Source organism: Enterobacter sp. PL_is379, assembly GCF_055817355.1.
This window is the reverse complement of the sequence record NZ_JBVPGT010000018.1, coordinates 49,199-68,069: the sequence shown is the minus strand read 5'-3', so window position 1 is coordinate 68,069 and position 18,871 is coordinate 49,199. Positions and strand designations below refer to the sequence as shown.

Genomic DNA, 18,871 nt, shown 5'->3' with positions numbered 1-18,871 from the left:
GGGTGAGGGCATCGCTGAGGCTTTAGTGCTGTATGCCTGATCGGTCAGAAAAATCGCTGGCGGAGAGAATATCACCCCGTGGGGCCACGCTCTTGCGGCGGTCATACCGGTCAGGTACACCTTCGGGACGCGTTTTGAAGCGCCGGTGCAGCCACATATACTGTTCTGGCGCCATCCGTACAGCGTGTTCAATCGCCCTGTTCATCTGCGTCGCCACGGCTTCTTTATCGCCGCCCTGCAACGCCTCGCTGATATCTTCCAGAATGATCAGCTCGTAACCGGTGCCATCCGCCTTACGGCGCGGCACAAAGGGAATGACGGCAGGCTTAGCGCTTTTGACCAGCATATAGCTTCCCGCCGTCGTTGCGGCATCCGGCACCGCAAAGAACGGCACAAATACGCTATTGGTTTTGCCATAGTCATGGTCCGGAGCGTACCACAAAATTTCATTTTGCTTCAGCGAGCGGATCATGCCCTTTAAATCATGACGATCGAGCATGGTTTTATTGGAACGCAGGCGCCCGCGCGTCTGAAGCCAGTCCAGCAGGGCATTATTATTAGGACGATACACCCCGATACCGGGGTTAAGCATGCCAAATATCCGCGCGCCCAGCTCAAGCGTCAGAAAATGCATCCCCACCAGCACCACGCCCTTTCCCTGCGCCCTGGCCTTTTCCATGTGCTCATAACCCTGCACGGTAAAGTATTTCTTCACCCGCCACTCGGGCCAGAACCATGCCATCCCGGTCTCGATCACCCCCATTCCTACCGATTCAAAATTACGCTGCAGCAATGACTCTCGCTCCGCCTTTTTCATCTCCGGGAAACAAAGCTCCAGGTTGCGGCGGGCAATTTCGACGCGGCGGGGAAGCAAGCGCATCGCCAGTCGACCAAGGCCATGACCGATTCTGAACAGAAGCGGATAAGGGAGCAGCATGATGAGCCACAGCGCGGCAATGCCGGCCCAGCTTAGCCAGTAACGGGGATGAAGAAAAGCGAATGAAAAACGGGGTAATTTTGTCATCAGAAAATTATCCTTTAACGTGTCTGTCCTTAATTGATTCTGTTGAAGATCTTTCCTAAGGATTAATAATATGTCAGCCAGAAACGTTAAGTGTAGCGGATAAGACAAAACGCATTTTTATCGATTTTTGCGAAAACGGGAAAACAAGCCGGGAAGGACTTATTCGCTCCCCGGCAAAGATCTTACATCGAATACCCGGGCGTCTTAATAAGCTCCTCCAGCTTCGGTCCAATTTCGGTATCCCAGACCTGCGCCTTCCAGTCTTCAGGCGCGATCTGGTTCAACGCCACCGACACGGAACTGTCTTTGCTGTTGAAATGGCGAATAATCACGTCGGCAATATCCGCCGCCAGGGCCGTTTTTTGTTCGTCGTTCAAATCACGGGGAAAACATTTGATATCTACGTGTGGCATGTACAGGCTTCCGGTTGTGAATGAGGGTTCCACGTTATCAGATAATATTGTTTGCCTTTAACACCTTGTGCAGTTCCGGTCGCTGACATACGGCGTCCGCAATCGCCGTGAATTTAGGGGTGTTCTCGGCAAACCAGGCGTGACGGGGCCCCCAGGTGCGCGCTACCGCAATATACACATCCAGCAGCGTCAGCCTTTCCCCCAGCGCAAACGGGGCGGCCTTAAGCTGACTTTCGAACCACAAATAGAGGGATTTCCGGTATGCGATGCAGTTTTTCTGCAGCTGTTCCGGCGCATCCGGCACCCAGCGTTCGGGATAGTCTGCATACGTAAATGTGGGATAGACGTTGGCCACAAACCAGATCAGCAGACGCTGAAACTGCTGGCGTTCGGCCTGCCCCACGGGCGGAGCAAGGTCGGGACATCTGTCGAGCACCATCAGGGCAATCGCCGCCGTTTCGGTCATGATGGAGCCATTTTCCAGCTCCAGCGTGGGCACCTGACACAGCGGGTTGAGCTTTTGCAGCAGCTCACGCTGCGGGCTGGGCTGGTCAAACCCGTCCACGTTGATAAATTGATAAGGGATATCAGCCAGGGTTAGCATCACTTCACCGATCGCCGAGCCCCAGCCGGGTACGCCATAGAGTTTAATCATGTTGCCCCCTCAGGAGTGAAAATCCTAAGTGTAGAGCACCATTAGTAGGTTATCCCAGGCGGGTTGACCTCCGACTGTGCCACCGCTTCCCCCTGCTCGCCCCAGCGCGCCAGTACCTTCTGGTAATCTCCCCGCTTAATCGCGCCGTCCAGCGCCGCCTGTAACGCGTACACCAGCTCATTGCCTTTTTTGGTCGTGGTCGCGACATAGGCTTTTTTCGGCCCTAAACCGACCACGCGGGTTTTACCTGTGAGCGCCGCTTTATAGGCTGAAACCGACTGCGGTCCGAAGAACACATCCGCCCTGCCGGACTGGATATAGAGATTGCCCGAAGCATCATCGTGGAGATAAACCGGCAGCGCAGGCTCGCGCCCCGCCTTTTTGTTCTCTTCGTTCCAGCCCAGCAGAATGCGTTCCTGATTCGTACCGGAGCCGACAATCACCCTTTTCCCGGCCAGATCTTCCGCGCTTTTGATTGACTGGATCTCGCTCGTGGATTTCACCGAAAACGCCAGCGAGTCGACGCGGTAGGTCGCAAAATCAAACTTCTCTTTACGCTGTTCGGTCACCGCAATGTTCACCAGCGCCACGTCGTAGCGCCCGGAGGCGATCCCCAGCGGCCAGTCTTCCCACGCCGTCGGCACCAGCTTCAGCTTCAGCCCCAGGCTGCCCGCCAGCAGGCGGGCGATATCCGGGTCGCTGCCAATGCGCGTACGGTTATCGCTGGCCAGCAGCGCCAGCGGCGGGGAGTTCAGCATTGAAACGGCGACCGTCAGCGTACCCGGCTCCACGAATTTGTAACCGGCGGGGATCTTTGCCACGGCCTGACGATCCACCGTCACCGGCAGTGGCTGCTCGTTGGCTTTCAGATCGATGCTGGCGTGGCTCGCCGTCGTGAAGACCAGCCCCGCCAGAAGTCCGTATTTCATTGGCACTCCTTATAAGACTTTGGAGAGAAACTGGCGCGTTCGCGCATGTGACGGACGGTTTAATACCTCGTCACTGCTTCCCTGCTCGACAATTTTTCCGTCGACCATAAACACCACCTGATCCGCCACTTCCCGGGCAAAGCCGATCTCGTGAGTGACCACCACCAGCGTAGTCCCGGACCGGGCCAGTTTTTTGATTACGTCCAGCACTTCCCCTACCAGCTCCGGATCCAGCGCCGAAGTGGGTTCATCAAACAGCATCACGCGAGGACGTAACGCCAGCGCACGGGCAATGGCAATACGCTGCTGTTGCCCGCCGGAGAGATGGCGGGACCAGGCATCGGCTTTATCCCGCAGCCCGACCACGTCCAGCAGGCTGTACGCCCTTTCTACCGCCTCTTTTTTGCTGAGCTTTTTATGCGCGATGGGCGCCTCAATCAGGTTTTCCAGCACCGTGAGATGCGGAAAGAGATTGAAGTTCTGAAACACATAGCCCACGTTGACGCGCTGTTTGAGGATCTCCTTCTCCTTCAGCTCGTAGAGCCTGTCTCCCTGACGACGGTAGCCAATGTAATCCCCGTCGATCTGAATAAAGCCTTCATCGACGCGCTCCAGGTGATTAATGGTGCGCAGCAAGGTTGATTTGCCTGACCCGGACGGCCCGAGAATGACCGTCACGGACCCGGGCGGGATCTCAAGCGAAACGTTGTCGAGCGCCTTATGGCGGCCAAAAAATTTGCTGACGCCGGTAATCGAAATATGTCCTTCAGGAGAGGCTTGCATGGATAGGCTCCTGTGCTGGCGTGGTGGTGACTGAACGGGTACGACGGGCGGCACGGTTCTGATTTACCGCAGAGCGGCGTTCGCTGCGGGCAAGTGCGCGTTCAACACCGTACTGGATAGCGGACAGGACGGTGGTGATCGCCAGGTACCAGGCGGCACCAACCATCAGCAGCGGGATCACCTCCTGCGTGCGGTTGTAGATCATCTGGATGGTATAGAACAGCTCCGGCATCGCCAGGACGTAAACCATCGCCGTCCCCTTGGCGAGACTGATGATTTCATTGAACCCCGACGGCAGAATGGTGCGCAGCGCCTGAGGCAAAATGATGCGCACCGTGCGGCGCCAGGCCGGCAGGCCGAGCGCGGCGGCGGCCTCATACTGCCCGTGATCGACCCCGAGGAATCCGCCGCGAATGATCTCGGCGGTATAGGCGCTCTGCACCAGGGTTAGCCCCACCACGGCGGTAGAAAACTGCCCCAGCACGTTGATGGTTTCAAAGCTGCCCCAGGTGATGCCGGTGAACGGCACGCCGAGCGAGAGCGTGTCGTAGAGATAGGAAAAGTTGTACAGAATGATCAGCACCACAATCAGCGGCAGCGACCGAAACAGCCAGATGTACGCCCACGCCAGGCTGCTCAGCAGCCAGGATGAAGAGAGTCTCGCCAGGGCCAGCATGCCGCCAAACACCACGCTCAGCGCGGTGCCGATCAGCGTCAGTAGCAGGGTCTGCCCGACACCTTCAAGGATCACCGGGTCGAAGAACCAGCGGGCGAACACCGACCACTCCCAGCGCGGGTTAAAGGCCACGGACTGAATCACGACCGCCAGGACAAACAGCGCCACCGCGGCGCCGACGGCCCGCAGCGGATAACGCGCCGGGACCACCTTAATGGTTTCAACGTTGCTCATCGTCGTTCCTCATGCGGTTTTACTGAACGCTTCACGTACCAGCGTTTTGGTGAATCGCAGCCGACCGTCAAACGGCGGCTGGCTGTACTCTTCCGGATCGCGGTTCAGATCGAACTGCGGCTGATAGCCCTGGCTAAGATAGAGCCTGACCGCCTCCGGCTGACGAAAACCGGTTGTCAGGTAGATCTGACTGTACCCTGCCAGCACCGCCCTGCACTCCAGCTCCTGCACCACGCGCCCGGCAAGCCCCTGCTGACGCAGGGTTTTGTCCGTCCAGATGCGTTTGATTTCCGCGGTGCGTTCGTCGAACGGTTTGTATGCGCCGGTAGCGATAATCTTCCCGTCGCGCTCCAGGACGATAAACAGCCCCTGCGGCGCTAAATACCACTCGGTGAGCTCCACTTCCGCGTCTTTTGAGAAGTAGTCCCCATAGCGGGCGGCATATTCACCGAACAGCCCCTCGATAATGGGCTGAAGTTCAGCATCTTCCGGTGATACATCACGAAATCGTTCGCTCATCACGCCTCCTTAATCGCCCAGGCCAGCCGGGTTCACTTCGGACTGAGGAATGCGCTCAACCCCTTCCCCCCAGCGGTTGAGCACTTTGTCGTAATCGCCGTTTTTGATGACGCCGTTCAGCGCGGTTTGCACCGGCTCAACCAGTCCGCTGCCTTTTTTCAGCGTCACCGCGATGTGTGCCGCCTTCGGCCAGCCGCCGTCGACGCTGCCCACCAGTTTGGTTTTCCCGTTCAGCGCCGCTTTCCAGGCGCCAATCACGTTCGGACCGAAGTAGGCATCCGCGCGCCCGGACTGCAGCGCCAGGGTTTGGGCCGCATCGTCTTTGGTGTAGATCGGGGTAAAGGGCTTCAGCCCCTTCTTCAGGTTTTCGGCATTCCATGCCAGCAGGATGGCCTCCTGGTTAGTGCCGGAGCCGACGATAATCCGCAGCCCGGCGATGTCCTCAGCCTTCTCAAGCGACTTGATCGGGCTGGTTGATTTCACGTAGAACCCGAGGGAATCTTTTCGGTAGGTGGCAAAGTCAAACTTCTGTTTGCGCTCTTTAGTGACGGTGATGTTGCTGATGGCGGCATCGTATTTCCCGGAGGCGACGCCCAGCGGCCAGTCTTCCCAGGAGGTCGGCACCACGTTCAGCTCCAGCCCGAGGCTGTCGGCGACCAGACGGGCGACGTCAACCTCGCTCCCCAGCAGCGTTTTGTTGTCGTCGGAGAAGACCGTCAGCGGCGGTTGATTGAGCCCCGCAACCGCCACGGTAAATTTCCCCGGCACGGCAAAGCGATAGTCTTTCGGCAGCTGTGCCACCGCATCATTGTTTTTGGCAGTGTTAACCGGCGTTTTATTGGCCTCGATGCTCACGCCGGTGCCGTTAATATTCACATTCTCTGCCCAGACGGCAGGGGTAAAGGCCAGCGCGAGCGCCAGAATAAGCGATGATTTCTGCATAGCGGGGTTCTCTTTTATTGTTGTGTGAACTGGTTTTTCGGTTGGTCTAAACCCAGGCTTTCGCGCAGCGTGGTGCCCGGATAGTCGGTACGGAACAGGCCGCGGGCCTGAAGAATGGGCACCACCTGGTCAACAAAGCGCGGGAAGGTATCTGGCGTACCGCCCTGAATGATGAAGCCGTCAGCGGCATAGCCTTCAAACCAGGCCTGAAGACCGTCTGCCACCTCCTCCGGCGTGCCGGAAAAGCGCGGGCGCGGTGATGCAGCTTCAAGGGCTACCTGACGCAGGGTTAAGCTGCGCTCGCGGGCGTTACGCTTAATTTCATCGGTGGTACTGCGGAAGCTGTTTTTGCCTAAATCGCCGATATCCGGGAACGGCTCGTCGAGCGGATACTGGCTGAAATCGTGATGTTCAAAATAACGCCCGAGGTAATTGAGGGCATCGTTAATCGACACCAGCGCCGCCGTGGTCTGGTACTGGTTTTCCACGTCTTCGGCATCGCTACCCACAATCACGCTGACGCCCTGAAAAATATGTAAATCTGACGCGCGGCGGCCGTTTGTTTCCAGCTGCTGCTTCACGTCGCGGTAAAAGGCTTTTGCCTCGTCGAGCGTCTCGTGATGGGTAAAAATGGCGTCGGCATGTTTCGCCGCCAGCTTTTTCCCGTCGTCCGACGCCCCGGCCTGAAAGACAATCGGACGCCCCTGCGGGGTGCGGCCAATATTCAGCGGCCCGGCGACCTGGAAGAAATCACCGTGATGATCCAGGGTGTGAAGCTTTGACGCGTCAAAGAATTGCCCGCTCTCTTTATTACGTACGAACGCATCACCCTCCCAGGAATCCCACAGCCCTTTCACCACGTCGAGATACTCATCCGCAATCCGGTAGCGCAGCGCATGCTCGGGGTGTTTTTCGCGGGAAAAGTTCTTCGCCGACCCTTCCAGCGGCGAGGTCACCACGTTCCAGCCCGCGCGTCCGTTGCTGAGGTGGTCGAGGCTGGCGAACTGGCGCGCCGTGGTGAAGGGTTCGCTGTAGGAGGTGGATAAGGTTCCCACCAGCCCCAGGCGCGAGGTGATGCTGGCGAGAGCAGATAACACCGTCAGCGGTTCAAAGCGATTTAAAAAATGCGGGATGGATTTCTCGTTTATGTAGAGACCGTCGGCAACGAATAAAAAATCGAGTTTGCCCTCCTCCGCCTTTAACGCCGTCGATTTGACGAAATCAAAATTGATACTGGCATCGGCGACGGCCTCAGGGTGACGCCAGGCGGACATATTTCCGGATGCACCATGCAAAATGGTCCCCAGCCGCAGTTGACGATGTGCAGACATATTCACCTCTTAAGAATTAAACGTGTTGCAGGGCTTTTTCCGCAAGCTGTGCAAAATAGCGGGCAGCGGGCTCAATTAAGGCTTCATCCGGATTAAATGCCGGATGATGTAAACCGTACGGGCTGTTGCTGCCGATGCTGACAAACGCCCCCGGGATCTGCTGCAGATAGACCGCAAAATCTTCCCCGCCCATATGCAGCTCGGCGTGCCGGGTTTCGTATCCGGCGTCCCGGGCGACCGAGGTGGCGAAATCGGCCCAGCGTTCGTCATTCACCAGCGCGGTGGGCCCGGCATACCAGGTGATATCAATCTGCGCGCTGAAGGCGCTGGCAAAACCGGCAGCGATTTCGCCCACGCGGGATTTCACATTCTGCTGCACTTCCGTGCGATGGGTACGCAGCGTGCCTTCCAGCTCGACGCTTTCCGGCAGCACGTTCCAGGTGTTACCGCCCGCAATGCGCGTCACGCTCAGCACCACCGAATCCAGCGTATTGACGTTGCGGCTGGCGACGCTTTGCAGCGCCGTCACCAGTTGGCTCGCCAGCACAATGGCGTCGTTGCCTTCATGCGGACGTGCGGCGTGCGCGCCCTTACCGGTAATGCGGATCACAAAGCGGTCGACGTTGGCATAGAACGGACCGCCTCGGGTAGCGAACTCACCGACCGGCAGGCCGGGCTCGTTGTGCATACCGAAAATCGCGCTGACATCGCGTAAGGCACCGGCGCGCACCATGCTCTTCGCACCGCCGAAGTTCTCTTCGGCAGGCTGAAACAGGATCCGCACCCGGCCGTTAAGCGAGGCCTCTCGCTCTTTCAGCTTTAACGCGGCGCCGAGGATGACGCTGGTGTGGATATCGTGTCCGCAGGCATGCATTACGCCTGCACGCTGCGAGCTAAACGGCACGCCGCTGCGCTCTTCAATCGGCAGGGCATCAATATCCGCCCGCAGCGCAATCAGTTTGCTGCCCGAGCCGATTTCCGCCACCAGCCCGGTAGACAGGTCGTAAGGCTGCGGGGTAATCCCGGCATTCGTCAGCCACTGGCGCAGGCGCGTCGTGGTCTCCACTTCCTGGCCGGAGAGCTCCGGGTTCTGGTGCAGTTCGCGACGCCAGGCAATCAGCTGTTCGCCAAAGCTCATACGGTGACCTCCCTGTTAAGACGCGCCTCGGCGAGCAGGCGCAGCGACGCGACGCGCGTTGCTCCCTCCGCTACCGGCGTGTCGATGATAAATTCGTCAATGCCCCACTGCTGATGCAGCGCGTTGAGCTGTTCCACTACCGACTCAGCGGTACCCGCCAGCAGCGACTGCGCCCGACGTGCAATGCGCACCGGCTCGCTGCCCGCCTGGCGTGCAAAGGCGTAGGCCTGCTCTTCGCTGGCCACGGTGACGCGCTGCCCGTTTGCCAGCTCAACGCCCCACACCTCGACCTTCTGCGCCAGCGCGTCTGCCTCGGCCTGCGTCGGAGCGACAATCGCCTGTACTGCCACTATCACGTCCCGCGCACTGTTCTCACGCCAGGTCGATACCACCTCGCGCAGCAGATCCGGGTCACCGTTCAGGTGTGCGGCAAACACAAAGTGCCAGTCGAGCCTGGCGGCCAGCAGCGCGCTTTCGGTACTCGCGCCCAGCAGGAAACCTTCAGCAGGCAGCGGCGGCAGCGGCGTGGCGCGGACGGCTTCTTCAGTAGCGTGATGCTCAGGACGGATCCAGCGGTCGAGCTGGGCCAGCTGTTCGGCAAAGCTGCCCTTTTCCTGTTGATTCAGGCCCTGCTGCAGCGCGCGGGTTGAGAGCGGTAATCCGCCGGGGGCTTTCCCGACGCCGAGATCCACGCGGCCAGGCGCCAGCGCGGCCAGCACGTTGAAGTTCTCGGCGACTTTATAGGGGCTGTAGTGCTGAAGCATTACGCCGCCGGACCCGACGCGAATGCGCGTGGTTTGCCCGAGGATCCAGGCAATCAGCAGCTCCGGGGAAGGGCTGGCAAGCTGTGGGGTGTTGTGGTGTTCGGCAATCCAGAAGCGGTGATAGCCCAGATTTTCTGCCTGCTGCGCCAGCGCCAGGGTACGCGCCAGTGCATCGGCAGCCGTTTCGTTTTCAGCGATGGGGCTTTTATCCAGAATGCTGATTCGCCATGACATGTTGCGTTCTCGTTTGACTTAACATGTCGTCATTATTAAAGGTGCATTTCACCACTGAGAAACAATTAATTTACATTTAGTTTGCCGGAAAACAGATATATAAAACCCTGCTAAGAATAAGACTTTAAGGAGGCAATCAGCGTTTCCACCTGCTCCCGACGGGTAATGCGGACGAAGCGAATATGGCTATATTGCGGGTTTTGCAGATCGGCTTCATAGCGCGTGCGGTTGTTACGCCAGGTTTTCATCGTCCAGATGATAATCGATTCTCTGCTGAAGAACGCGCGCCGGAAACTCTCTTTATTTCCCGTTCCCGGCCAGAGCTCATGCTTATGCCAGGCCCGCTTTATTGCTCGGGTGACGGCCTGCCAGAGGGTGCGGATAAACCCATAATCCACCCACACCACCACATCTACATCGCGCCATTTCACAGGCCGCGTGCGGTTGTAGTTACCGTCCAGCACCCAGTCTGGCGACGCCTGTAGCGCCTGCTCCAGCTTTGCCTGAAACTCGTCGTCCGGCGTGCCCTGCCAGTCAGCCTGCCAGTAAAGCCTGTCCATCTCGATACAGGGAATAGCCAGTTCGGTCGCAATCTGCTTCGCCAGCGTGCTTTTTCCACTTCCGCTGGTTCCTATGACGTTAATTTTCACCTCAGCCTCCCTGTATTTACGAAAATGTGACCAATCATAGCGTTTTCATCCTGTTAACGAAACGCTATTTCAGCATGACAATTTTTCCCGGGAAGCGATCTCCCTCTTACAGTTTGGCTTATGTCATTTATTTACAGCGCCTCCCAAAAACGCCCCTGAAAATGTTTTCATTTTTATTACATTCGATAGCGTTAACCGTTTAAAAATAATATGTAGCGAGTATTTCAGACAGCCAAAATTTCAGAGAGAATAAGCAGCAGACAGTTATAAAAATAATCTCATTAATCTTGCCGGAGTGCTTTCCGGACGTTTTTTTATTCTTGCACAACATCATGGAGTTACTCATGAGGCGTAACACTCCCGTTACACAAAACGAGTATTTGCTTAACGATGGTTCGACGTTAATGTCGACCACCGATACAAAAAGTCATATTACCTATGCTAATTCCGCTTTTATTGAAGCCAGCGGATATAAAGAAGAACATCTTCTTGGTGAGCCGCATAACCTCATCCGCCATCCCGACATGCCTGCCGAAGCGTTTGGTGACATGTGGTTTACCCTGCAGCAGGGCGAGACCTGGACAGGGCTGGTGAAGAACCGTCGTCATAATGGCGATCACTACTGGGTGCGGGCCAACGTGACGCCGGTCTGGCAGGGTGGATCCCTGACGGGCTATATTTCGGTGCGAAATATCCCCGCACGGGAAGAGATCGCAGCCAGTGAAAAACTGTATGCAAAAGTGCGTAATAACGAATTAAAACATTATCGTTTTTATAAAGGACTGTTAGTTCGACGCGGTTTATTTTCCTTTATGTCGCTTTTTAAATGTCTCAGCACCTGTAAACGAATCCATCTTGGTATTGCAACGACAGCGTTACTCTCCTGCCTGGCGGTGTATTTCTTCCCTGATAAACTTGTGCAGTCGGGGAGTCTGGCGCTGCTCTTTTCTGCCCTTGCCTGTTATCTTCACGCGCAGATCGCACGGCCGGTAAAATCTATTGTTCAACAGATGCAGCGCGTGGTTTCAGGACGTAAAACGGACTATTACCATTTTGACAGGATCGATGACATCGGGCTGATGATGCGCCTGGTGAATCAATCAGGTTTGAACCTGAATTCGCTGGTTGACGATGTCGGGGCGCAAATCAGCGGGATTGGCACCATCAGCCAGCAGGTCGCGAAAGAAGGTGCGGCGCTGCAAACGCGCTCTGAAGAAACCGCAGACTTTCTGCAACAAACCGCATCTGCGGTGGAAGAGATCGCCAGCGCGGTGAAGCAGACGGCAGAAACCGCGAATGAAGCGATCCAGATGGCGGATCGCACCAGCGACAGCGCCCACTGCGGTGAAGCGATGATGAAAGAGACCATCGGTATGATGCAGTCCGTGTCGCAGGATAACGGCCAGATCGTCGATATTATCAGCGTTATCGATCGCATTGCCTTCCAGACCAATATTCTTGCGCTGAATGCCGCCGTGGAAGCGGCGCGCGCGGGTGAAGCCGGGCGCGGTTTTGCCGTGGTGGCGGCTGAGGTGCGCAATCTTGCGCAGCACTCCGCGACGGCGGCGAAAGAGATCAAAGCGCTGATCGAGAAAAACGTTGCCAGCGTCAACGCTGGCGTGGAGAAGGTGGTACAAACCGAATCACAGCTGACGGTCATGATCGACCATGTTCTGCAGGTTTCCACCTTGATTAAGGAGATCGGCCACGCCACGCAGGAACAAACCCAGGCGCTGACGCTGATCAACGCCTCCCTCTCCCGTATCGGCGCAATGACCCAGAGCAATACGGGGATGGTGGATAACGTCACTCACGCCGCGAATCACCTGACGCAGCGGACGACGCGCCTGCAGCACGCGATTGCAGTTTTTGGCGGTTAGCCGTTCGGGTACTGCTCGTCAGTCACTTTTTCCAGCCATGTTACCGGGCTGCCGTTTACCGCTTCGGCGATCGCAAGATGCGTCATCGCCGTTTGCGCATTTGCGCCGTGCCAGTGCTTCACGCCGGGTGGGATCCAGGCGATATCGCCCTGATTCAGGATTTCCGCCTCTTTGCCCCACTCCTGTAACCAGCCGCGCCCCTGCGTCACAATCAGCGTTTGTCCCAGGGGATGCGTATGCCAGGCCGTGCGCGCGCCCGGCTCAAAGGTTACGGTTGCCCCGTCGACGCTGGCAGGTTCGGTCGCCTGAAAGGGTGCGTCAATCCGAACAGTCCCGGTAAACCAGGCTTCCGGTCCTCGTACTGAAGGTATTGAACCGCTGCGGATAATTTTCATCTTTTGCTCCTCGTTGACTGTTGCGTTAACAGTAGCGCAAAGCACTCGGCAGCATTAGGGTGCATAATCAGATAGGACACATGACTGAAACTCATAAATAGAACCGCGATGCTAAAAGATAATTTCAACGATCTGCTCTCCTTTATGGTGGTGGCCCGCGAGCGTAGCTTTACGCGCGCAGCGGCGCAGCTGGGCGTCTCGCAATCGGCGCTGAGCCATGCGATGCGCAAGCTTGAGGCGCGATTAGACGTTCGCCTGTTAACCCGCACAACCCGCAGCGTGGTTCCGACACCCGCGGGTGAGCAGCTTTTTTCGCGCCTCAGCCCGCATCTGCTGGAGATCGAACAGGAACTCACGGCGCTTCGCAGCACCCGCGACAAACCCGCAGGCGCTATCCGCATCGTCGCCGGCGAGCACGCGATGGATGCCGTGCTCTGGCCGGTCCTGAAGGCTTTTATGCTGCAATATCCTGACATTAACGTCGAAGTGATGGTCGACAATGGCCTGACAGATATCGTAGATGGCCGCTTCGACGCAGGGGTTCGCCTGGGTGAACAGGTGGCAAAAGACATGATTGCGGTGCGGATTGCGCCGGACATGCGCATGGCGGTCGTCGGCTCCCCGGATTACCTGGCTCGTTTTGGCGTGCCGCTCGTGCCGGAGCAGCTGGGTGAACACCGCTGTATCAATCTCCGCCTGCCCACCCGAGGGGGATTGTATAACTGGGAATTTGAGCGCGACGGGCGCGAGCTTCGCGTGCGGGTTGACGGACAGCTTACGCTGAATAACCTGTCGCAGCGCATCGACGCCGCGGAGAATGGTCTCGGATTAGCCTACGTGCCCGAGTCCTCGGTTCTGGACGCTCTGAATCAGGGACGGCTGGTCAGGGTCCTTGAATCGTGGTGCCCCACGTTTGAAGGATACCACCTCTATTATCCGAGCCGCCGGCAGCACACAACCGCGTTCAGGTTACTTCTCGATGCCCTGCAGCAGCAAAAATTTATACCATCTGGTAATAATTAAGAGAATCTGATGATTAAATAATCAACCTCGCCATTGTTTTGACTAAAAACTCATCACGATTCAGCGTGTTGTGATCCCCGTCTGCTCTGACCACACGATTTCCTTCGACGTGCATCACTTTCGGCACGGTTATATTTTGCGTCGCTTATGAATTGCAGGTAGGATGCCTCGCCATGTTTCGCCTTATCCATACGCAGAATGACTGGGAAGGCGACATGTGTTTGCGCAGAAGCAATCGTTTGTATTGCTTTCTGCCAGGCAGGACTATCACGATAATGGTTCAGACAGGCAAACAGGTAACTCAATGAAAACAAGCAATAAAAGCGCAGCCGATCATCATGCTGCTAAACGTCGCTGGTTGAACTCTCACGAAGAGGGCTACCACAAAGCGATGGGCAACCGTCAGGTTCAAATGATCGCCATCGGCGGCGCTATCGGAACGGGTCTGTTTTTAGGTGCTGGTGCACGCCTGCAGATGGCTGGCCCGGCTCTCGCCCTGGTCTATCTGGTGTGCGGGATCTTCTCTTTCTTCATTCTCCGCGCGCTGGGCGAACTGGTACTGCATCGCCCTTCCAGCGGAAGCTTCGTCTCTTACGCCCGTGAATTCCTCGGTGAAAAAGCGGCTTACGTTGCGGGCTGGATGTACTTCGTCAACTGGGCGATGACGGGTATTGTCGATATCACCGCCGTTGCGCTGTATATGCACTACTGGGGCGCGTTTGGTGATGTGCCTCAGTGGGTGTTTGCGCTTGGTGCGCTGGCGATTGTCGGCACCATGAACATGATCGGCGTGAAGTGGTTCGCGGAGATGGAGTTCTGGTTTGCGCTGGTAAAAGTGCTGGCCATCGTGGTGTTCCTGGTCGTGGGTACCGTCTTCCTCGGCAGCGGTAAGCCGCTGGATGGCAATGCCACCGGCTTCCACCTGATAACCGATAACGGCGGATTCTTCCCGCACGGTCTGCTGCCTGCGCTGGTACTGGTTCAGGGCGTCGTGTTCGCCTTCGCCTCTATCGAACTGGTGGGCACCGCGGCAGGTGAATGTAAAGATCCGCAGACGATGGTGCCAAAAGCCATCAACAGCGTGATCTGGCGTATCGGTCTGTTCTACGTCGGTTCCGTGGTGCTGCTGGTGCTGCTGCTGCCATGGACTGCCTATCAGGCGGGCCAGAGTCCGTTCGTGACCTTCTTCTCTAAGCTGGGCGTGCCTTACGTGGGCAGCATCATGAACATCGTGGTCCTGACGGCGGCGCTCTCCAGCCTGAACTCCGGCCTTTACTCTACCGGTCGTATCCTGCGCTCCATGTCGATGGGCGGTTCCGCGCCGAAGTTCATGTCGAAGATGAGCAAGCAGCAGGTTCCCTATGCAGGGATTCTGGCCACGCTGGTGGTTTACGTCTTTGGCGTGTTCCTGAACTATCTGGTGCCGTCCCGCGTATTTGAGATCGTTCTGAACGTGGCTGCACTGGGGATTATCGCTTCCTGGGGCTTTATCGTGGTCTGCCAGATGCGTCTGCGCAAGGCGATTAAAGAAGGCAAAGCGGCTGATGTGAGCTTCAAGATGCCGGGCGCACCGGTGACCTCCTGGCTCACCCTGCTCTTCCTGTTCAGCGTGCTGGTGCTGATGGCGTTCGACTATCCGAACGGTACCTACACCATCGCGACGATTCCGCTGCTGGCGGTACTGCTGATTGCCGGCTGGTTCGGCGTGCGTAAGCGCGTTCACGAGATCCACAGCACCGCGCCGGTTCATCACGACGATGAAAAACACGACGCACCGCTGGTGGAAGAAACCTCGCGTTAAGCATCCAGAAAGCATTAAAAAGGGAAGGCAAATGCCTTCCCTTTTTTTATCTTACAGCGCGATACGAATGACATCGTCAGGCTGGGTGGCTTCCTGCTGGCGGGTGGATTTTTGTTTCACCGTCACATACAGCGTTTTACCATCGGCAGAAAGCGCCAGGCTGTTCGGGTAGACCGGCGTGTCGAACGTTTTAGTCACCTTATACGTTTTCGCATCAATCACGCTCACCTTGCCGGCTTCACGGTGGGTCACGTAGGCTTCGTTGCGGGCCGGGTTAAACAGGACCGCCAGGGATTCCGGCGCGGCGATTTTCTCGATCACGCTGCCGTCTTTCAGGCTCACTACCAGCACTTCCGGCTGTTTTGAATCAGTCAGGAACGCACGCTGACCGGCAGCGTCGAGGCTCAGGTTCAGATAGAAGTGCTCTTTCCCGTCGTCCTGCACTTTTTTACGGCTGATAATCTTGTTGCTGGCCGTATCAATCGTCACCAGTTCACCGTCCGCATTCGTGGTATAGAGACGTTTCGCCTGCGCATCCAGCGCCAGACCGGTGCTGTAGGTGCCAGTATTGGCAATGGTCTCTTTCAGCTTCAGCGTTGCGCCATCCACGACCCAAATCACGCTCTCTTTGCCGACACCAGTGATGTAAATCGTGTTGCTCGCGTCATCCGCCACCAGCTGGCGCGGCTGCAGCGGTTTGACGGTTTCGCTGCGTTGACGCCCGTCCAGCACCAGACGTCCTTTTACGTCGCCCGTTTTTGCATCAATCGCGGTTACCGCGCCGTTGATGGTGTTGCCAAACCACAGGGTTTGCGTCGCGCTGTCGAGAGTGGCACCAAAGGGTTTCAGATCGCTGTGAATCGCCTGCGTCACGTCCAGCGTGACCGGATCAAGACGGTAAACAACCCCGCCCTTATCGGTTTTGCGGCTTTGCGAGGTCGCCACCCACAGCGCATTCTCCTGCTGGCTCACGGCCATTTCATACGCCCCTTTGCCCACCGCTTTACGCAGCATCTCTTCGGCGGCATGCGCCTGGAACGTCCCGGCGAGCAGTAAAGTGGCAGACAGCAGTGACAGGCTCAGACGCGGCGAGCACAGATGACGTAAAGACATAACAATTCCTTTTCTGAAAAGAGGGGTTTGGGCTGACATCACTTCCTGCAGGCAACGTCATGGCATCGCCTTTTGATAATGAGAATAGTAATCATTAATCAACTAAATGTGGAGTTTTTCTTTCCCACACCACCTTTCATTAACGCAATGTGCGGTTATAGTTTTCAAAACATTTACAAAACCTTTAACATGTATGGACATGTTCCATTTGGTTCGTTTATACACCACAACCGGTTTTATTCATGAAAATCATTTCTGCCCGTAAGGCCTCTCTCCCGCTGCTGCTGGTTCCCGTTACTTTCGCGCCGCTTACCGCTATGAGCGCGGAGGAACAGACCATGATCGTCAGCGCCACGCCGCAAACCGTATCGGAGCTGGATACCCCGGCCGCGGTCAGCGTCGTCAATGGCGATGACATGCGCCACGCCGCGCCTCGCATCAACCTGTCTGAATCCCTCGGCAGCGTTCCGGGACTGCAAATTCAGAACCGCCAGAACTATGCTCAGGATCTCCAGCTTTCGATGCGTGGGTTTGGCGCCCGCTCAACGTTTGGCGTGCGCGGTATCCGTATGTACGTCGACGGTATCCCTGCCACCATGCCGGACGGACAGGGCCAGACCTCCAACATCGATCTCTCCAGCGTGGAGAGCGTTGAAGTGCTGCGCGGCCCCTTCTCTGCCCTGTACGGCAACGCCTCTGGCGGCGTGATTAACATCAACACCCAGACCGGGCAGCAGCCGCCAACCATTGAAGCCAGCAGCTATTACGGCAGCTACGGTACCTGGCGCTACGGCATGAAGGCCACCGGTGCGATGGGCGACGGCACCCACGCAGGTGATGTGGATTACACCGTTTCCACCACCCGTTTCACCACCCAGGGCTATCGCGACCACAGCGGCGCGCGGAAGAATCTGGCCAACGCCAAGCTGGGCGTGCGTATTGATGACGTCAGCAAGCTGACGCTAATCTTCAACAGCGTAGACATGAAGGCCAACGATCCGGGCGGTCTGAGCTATCAGGAGTGGCAGAATAATCCGCGTCAGTCTCCGCGTGGCGATCAGTACAACACCCGTAAGACCATCAAACAGACCCAAGCCGGCCTGCGCTACGATCGCCAGCTCAGCACCCAGGACGACCTCAGCGTGATGATGTACGCCGGCGAGCGTGAAATGACGCAGTACCAGTCGATTCAGGCGAAGTTTCAAAAACCTCCTACTCACTCCGGTGGCGTGATCGACATGCAGCGCCACTATCAGGGCGTGGATACCCGCTGGACGCACCGCGGCGAGCTGCTGGTGCCGGTGACCTTTACCACCGGTCTGAACTACGAAAACCTGAGTGAAGATCGTCGCGGCTACGAGAACTTCGTGATGAGCAACGGCGTGCCGGAATACGGCGTCAAAGGCGATAAACGTCGCGACGAACGCAACCTGATGTGGAACGTCGATCCTTATCTGCAGAGCAGCTGGCAGCTGACGCAGAAACTCTCTGTCGATGCGGGTGTTCGCTACAGTTCGGTCTGGTTTGATTCCAATGACCATTACGTTACGCGGGGCAACGGCGATGACAGCGGTGACGCGAGCTATCACAAGTGGCTCCCGGCGGGCGCCGTTAAGTATGCGGTGACTGACGGGTGGAACCTCTACGCTGCCGCAGGGCGTGGATTTGAAACTCCAACCATCAACGAACTCTCCTATCGTGCGGATAATCAGGGCGGTCTGAATATTGGCCTGAAGCCATCCACGAACAACACCTATGAAGTGGGCAGCAAAACCCGCATCGGCAACGGCCTGCTGACGGCGGCGTTGTTCCGCACCGATACGGATGATGAGATTGTGGTGGACTCCAGTTCCGGCGGCCGCACAACCTATAAAAATGCCGGGAAAACACGCCGTCAGGGTGTGGAAGTTTCTCTGGATCAGCAGTTCGCTGAGAACTGGAAGCTGAAGATGGCGTGGACGTACCTGGATGCCACCTACCGTACTAACGTCTGCAGTGACGCAGACTGTAACGGTAACCGCATGCCGGGGATTGCGCGCAACATGGGCTTTGCCTCGTTTGGCTGGCAGCCGGAGGAAGGCTGGTACGCGGGCACGGACGTGCGTTACATGAGCGACATCATGGCCGACGACGAAAACACCGCGAAAGCGCCGTCGTACACGGTAGTCGGGTTGAATACCGGGTATAAGTTTAACTACGGCAACTGGGGAATGGATGTCTTTGGCCGCGTCGATAACCTGTTCGATAAAGAGTACGCGGGCTCGGTTATTGTCAACGAGTCCAACGGCCGTTATTACGAACCTGCACCAGGCCGTAACTATGGCGTCGGGCTGTCGGTCTCTTATCGCTTCGAGTAAGAAAAAGAAA

At 57.0% G+C, this 18,871-nt stretch carries 16 protein-coding genes and 1 pseudogene; 4 read left to right on the top strand and 13 right to left on the bottom strand.

The window, feature by feature from the left end; genetic code table 11:
• Window positions 1-22: 22 nt before the first annotated feature.
• The 11 genes and pseudogenes from AC0TOY_RS01855 to AC0TOY_RS01805 form a co-directional block, all read right to left on the bottom strand.
• Entirely contained in the window at window positions 23-1,024 is a 1,002-nt protein-coding gene (locus AC0TOY_RS01855) for a Kdo(2)-lipid IV(A) acyltransferase (protein ID WP_407820422.1), read from the bottom strand.
• A 182-nt stretch (window positions 1,025-1,206) separates the two neighbouring features.
• Entirely contained in the window at window positions 1,207-1,437 is a 231-nt protein-coding gene (gene pptA, locus AC0TOY_RS01850) for a tautomerase PptA (protein WP_463726747.1), read from the bottom strand.
• A 37-nt stretch (window positions 1,438-1,474) separates the two neighbouring features.
• Window positions 1,475-2,092 carry a glutathione S-transferase family protein gene (locus tag AC0TOY_RS01845; protein ID WP_463726748.1) on the bottom strand — a complete coding sequence of 206 codons (618 nt, stop codon included), beginning with the start codon at window positions 2,090-2,092 and terminating at the stop codon, window positions 1,475-1,477.
• A gap of 41 nt (window positions 2,093-2,133) precedes the next feature.
• Complete coding sequence (locus AC0TOY_RS01840) at window positions 2,134-3,021, bottom strand: ABC transporter substrate-binding protein (protein WP_407858617.1); 888 nt, start codon at window positions 3,019-3,021, stop codon at window positions 2,134-2,136.
• Window positions 3,022-3,030: 9 nt separating this feature from the next.
• Entirely contained in the window at window positions 3,031-3,804 is a 774-nt protein-coding gene (locus tag AC0TOY_RS01835) for an amino acid ABC transporter ATP-binding protein (protein ID WP_024909602.1), read from the bottom strand.
• Window positions 3,788-4,714: an amino acid ABC transporter permease gene (locus AC0TOY_RS01830; RefSeq protein WP_024909603.1), complete on the bottom strand. Its 927-nt coding sequence runs from the start codon at window positions 4,712-4,714 to the stop codon at window positions 3,788-3,790. The genes AC0TOY_RS01835 and AC0TOY_RS01830 overlap by 17 nt, the downstream gene beginning before the upstream one ends.
• Before the next feature lie 9 nt (window positions 4,715-4,723).
• Entirely contained in the window at window positions 4,724-5,233 is a 510-nt protein-coding gene (locus AC0TOY_RS01825) for a GNAT family N-acetyltransferase (RefSeq protein WP_157189249.1), read from the bottom strand.
• Window positions 5,234-5,242: 9 nt separating this feature from the next.
• Window positions 5,243-7,506, bottom strand: a pseudogene (locus AC0TOY_RS01820) (NtaA/DmoA family FMN-dependent monooxygenase).
• Between the two features lie 16 nt (window positions 7,507-7,522).
• Window positions 7,523-8,644 (bottom strand): M20 peptidase aminoacylase family protein, encoded by a 1,122-nt coding sequence (locus AC0TOY_RS01815; protein WP_148769482.1) that lies wholly within the window; start codon window positions 8,642-8,644, stop codon window positions 7,523-7,525.
• Window positions 8,641-9,642: an LLM class flavin-dependent oxidoreductase gene (locus tag AC0TOY_RS01810; protein ID WP_248164786.1), complete on the bottom strand. Its 1,002-nt coding sequence runs from the start codon at window positions 9,640-9,642 to the stop codon at window positions 8,641-8,643. Before AC0TOY_RS01810 ends, AC0TOY_RS01815 begins: the two co-directional genes overlap by 4 nt.
• A gap of 110 nt (window positions 9,643-9,752) precedes the next feature.
• Window positions 9,753-10,292, bottom strand: coding sequence for an AAA family ATPase (locus AC0TOY_RS01805; protein WP_048992002.1), 540 nt, complete (start codon window positions 10,290-10,292; stop codon window positions 9,753-9,755).
• A gap of 344 nt (window positions 10,293-10,636) precedes the next feature.
• Here AC0TOY_RS01805 and AC0TOY_RS01800 point away from each other — a divergent pair, with 344 nt between their 5' ends.
• A complete protein-coding gene (locus AC0TOY_RS01800; RefSeq protein ID WP_267216390.1) occupies window positions 10,637-12,172 on the top strand; it encodes a methyl-accepting chemotaxis protein in 1,536 nt (511 codons plus the stop codon).
• On the opposite strand, the gene AC0TOY_RS01795 is transcribed toward AC0TOY_RS01800, so the two are convergent.
• Window positions 12,169-12,567 carry a (R)-mandelonitrile lyase gene (locus AC0TOY_RS01795; RefSeq protein WP_473721425.1) on the bottom strand — a complete coding sequence of 133 codons (399 nt, stop codon included), beginning with the start codon at window positions 12,565-12,567 and terminating at the stop codon, window positions 12,169-12,171. The genes AC0TOY_RS01800 and AC0TOY_RS01795 overlap by 4 nt on opposite strands.
• Before the next feature lie 108 nt (window positions 12,568-12,675).
• Here AC0TOY_RS01795 and AC0TOY_RS01790 point away from each other — a divergent pair, with 108 nt between their 5' ends.
• Together AC0TOY_RS01790 and ansP are read left to right on the top strand one after the other, a co-directional pair.
• On the top strand, window positions 12,676-13,590 hold the full coding sequence (locus AC0TOY_RS01790; RefSeq protein WP_157189251.1) for a LysR family transcriptional regulator: 915 nt from the start codon (window positions 12,676-12,678) through the stop codon (window positions 13,588-13,590).
• A gap of 304 nt (window positions 13,591-13,894) precedes the next feature.
• Window positions 13,895-15,391, top strand: coding sequence for an L-asparagine permease (ansP, locus tag AC0TOY_RS01785; protein WP_024909651.1), 1,497 nt, complete (start codon window positions 13,895-13,897; stop codon window positions 15,389-15,391).
• 51 nt (window positions 15,392-15,442) lie between these two features.
• Here ansP and yncE read toward each other — a convergent pair whose 3' ends face one another.
• Window positions 15,443-16,504, bottom strand: coding sequence for a 7-bladed beta-propeller protein YncE (gene yncE, locus AC0TOY_RS01780; RefSeq protein ID WP_267216389.1), 1,062 nt, complete (start codon window positions 16,502-16,504; stop codon window positions 15,443-15,445).
• Between the two features lie 242 nt (window positions 16,505-16,746).
• Between yncE and pqqU the strand changes: the two genes are divergently transcribed.
• Window positions 16,747-18,861: a TonB-dependent receptor PqqU gene (pqqU, locus tag AC0TOY_RS01775; RefSeq protein WP_473721424.1), complete on the top strand. Its 2,115-nt coding sequence runs from the start codon at window positions 16,747-16,749 to the stop codon at window positions 18,859-18,861.
• Window positions 18,862-18,871 lie beyond the last annotated feature (10 nt).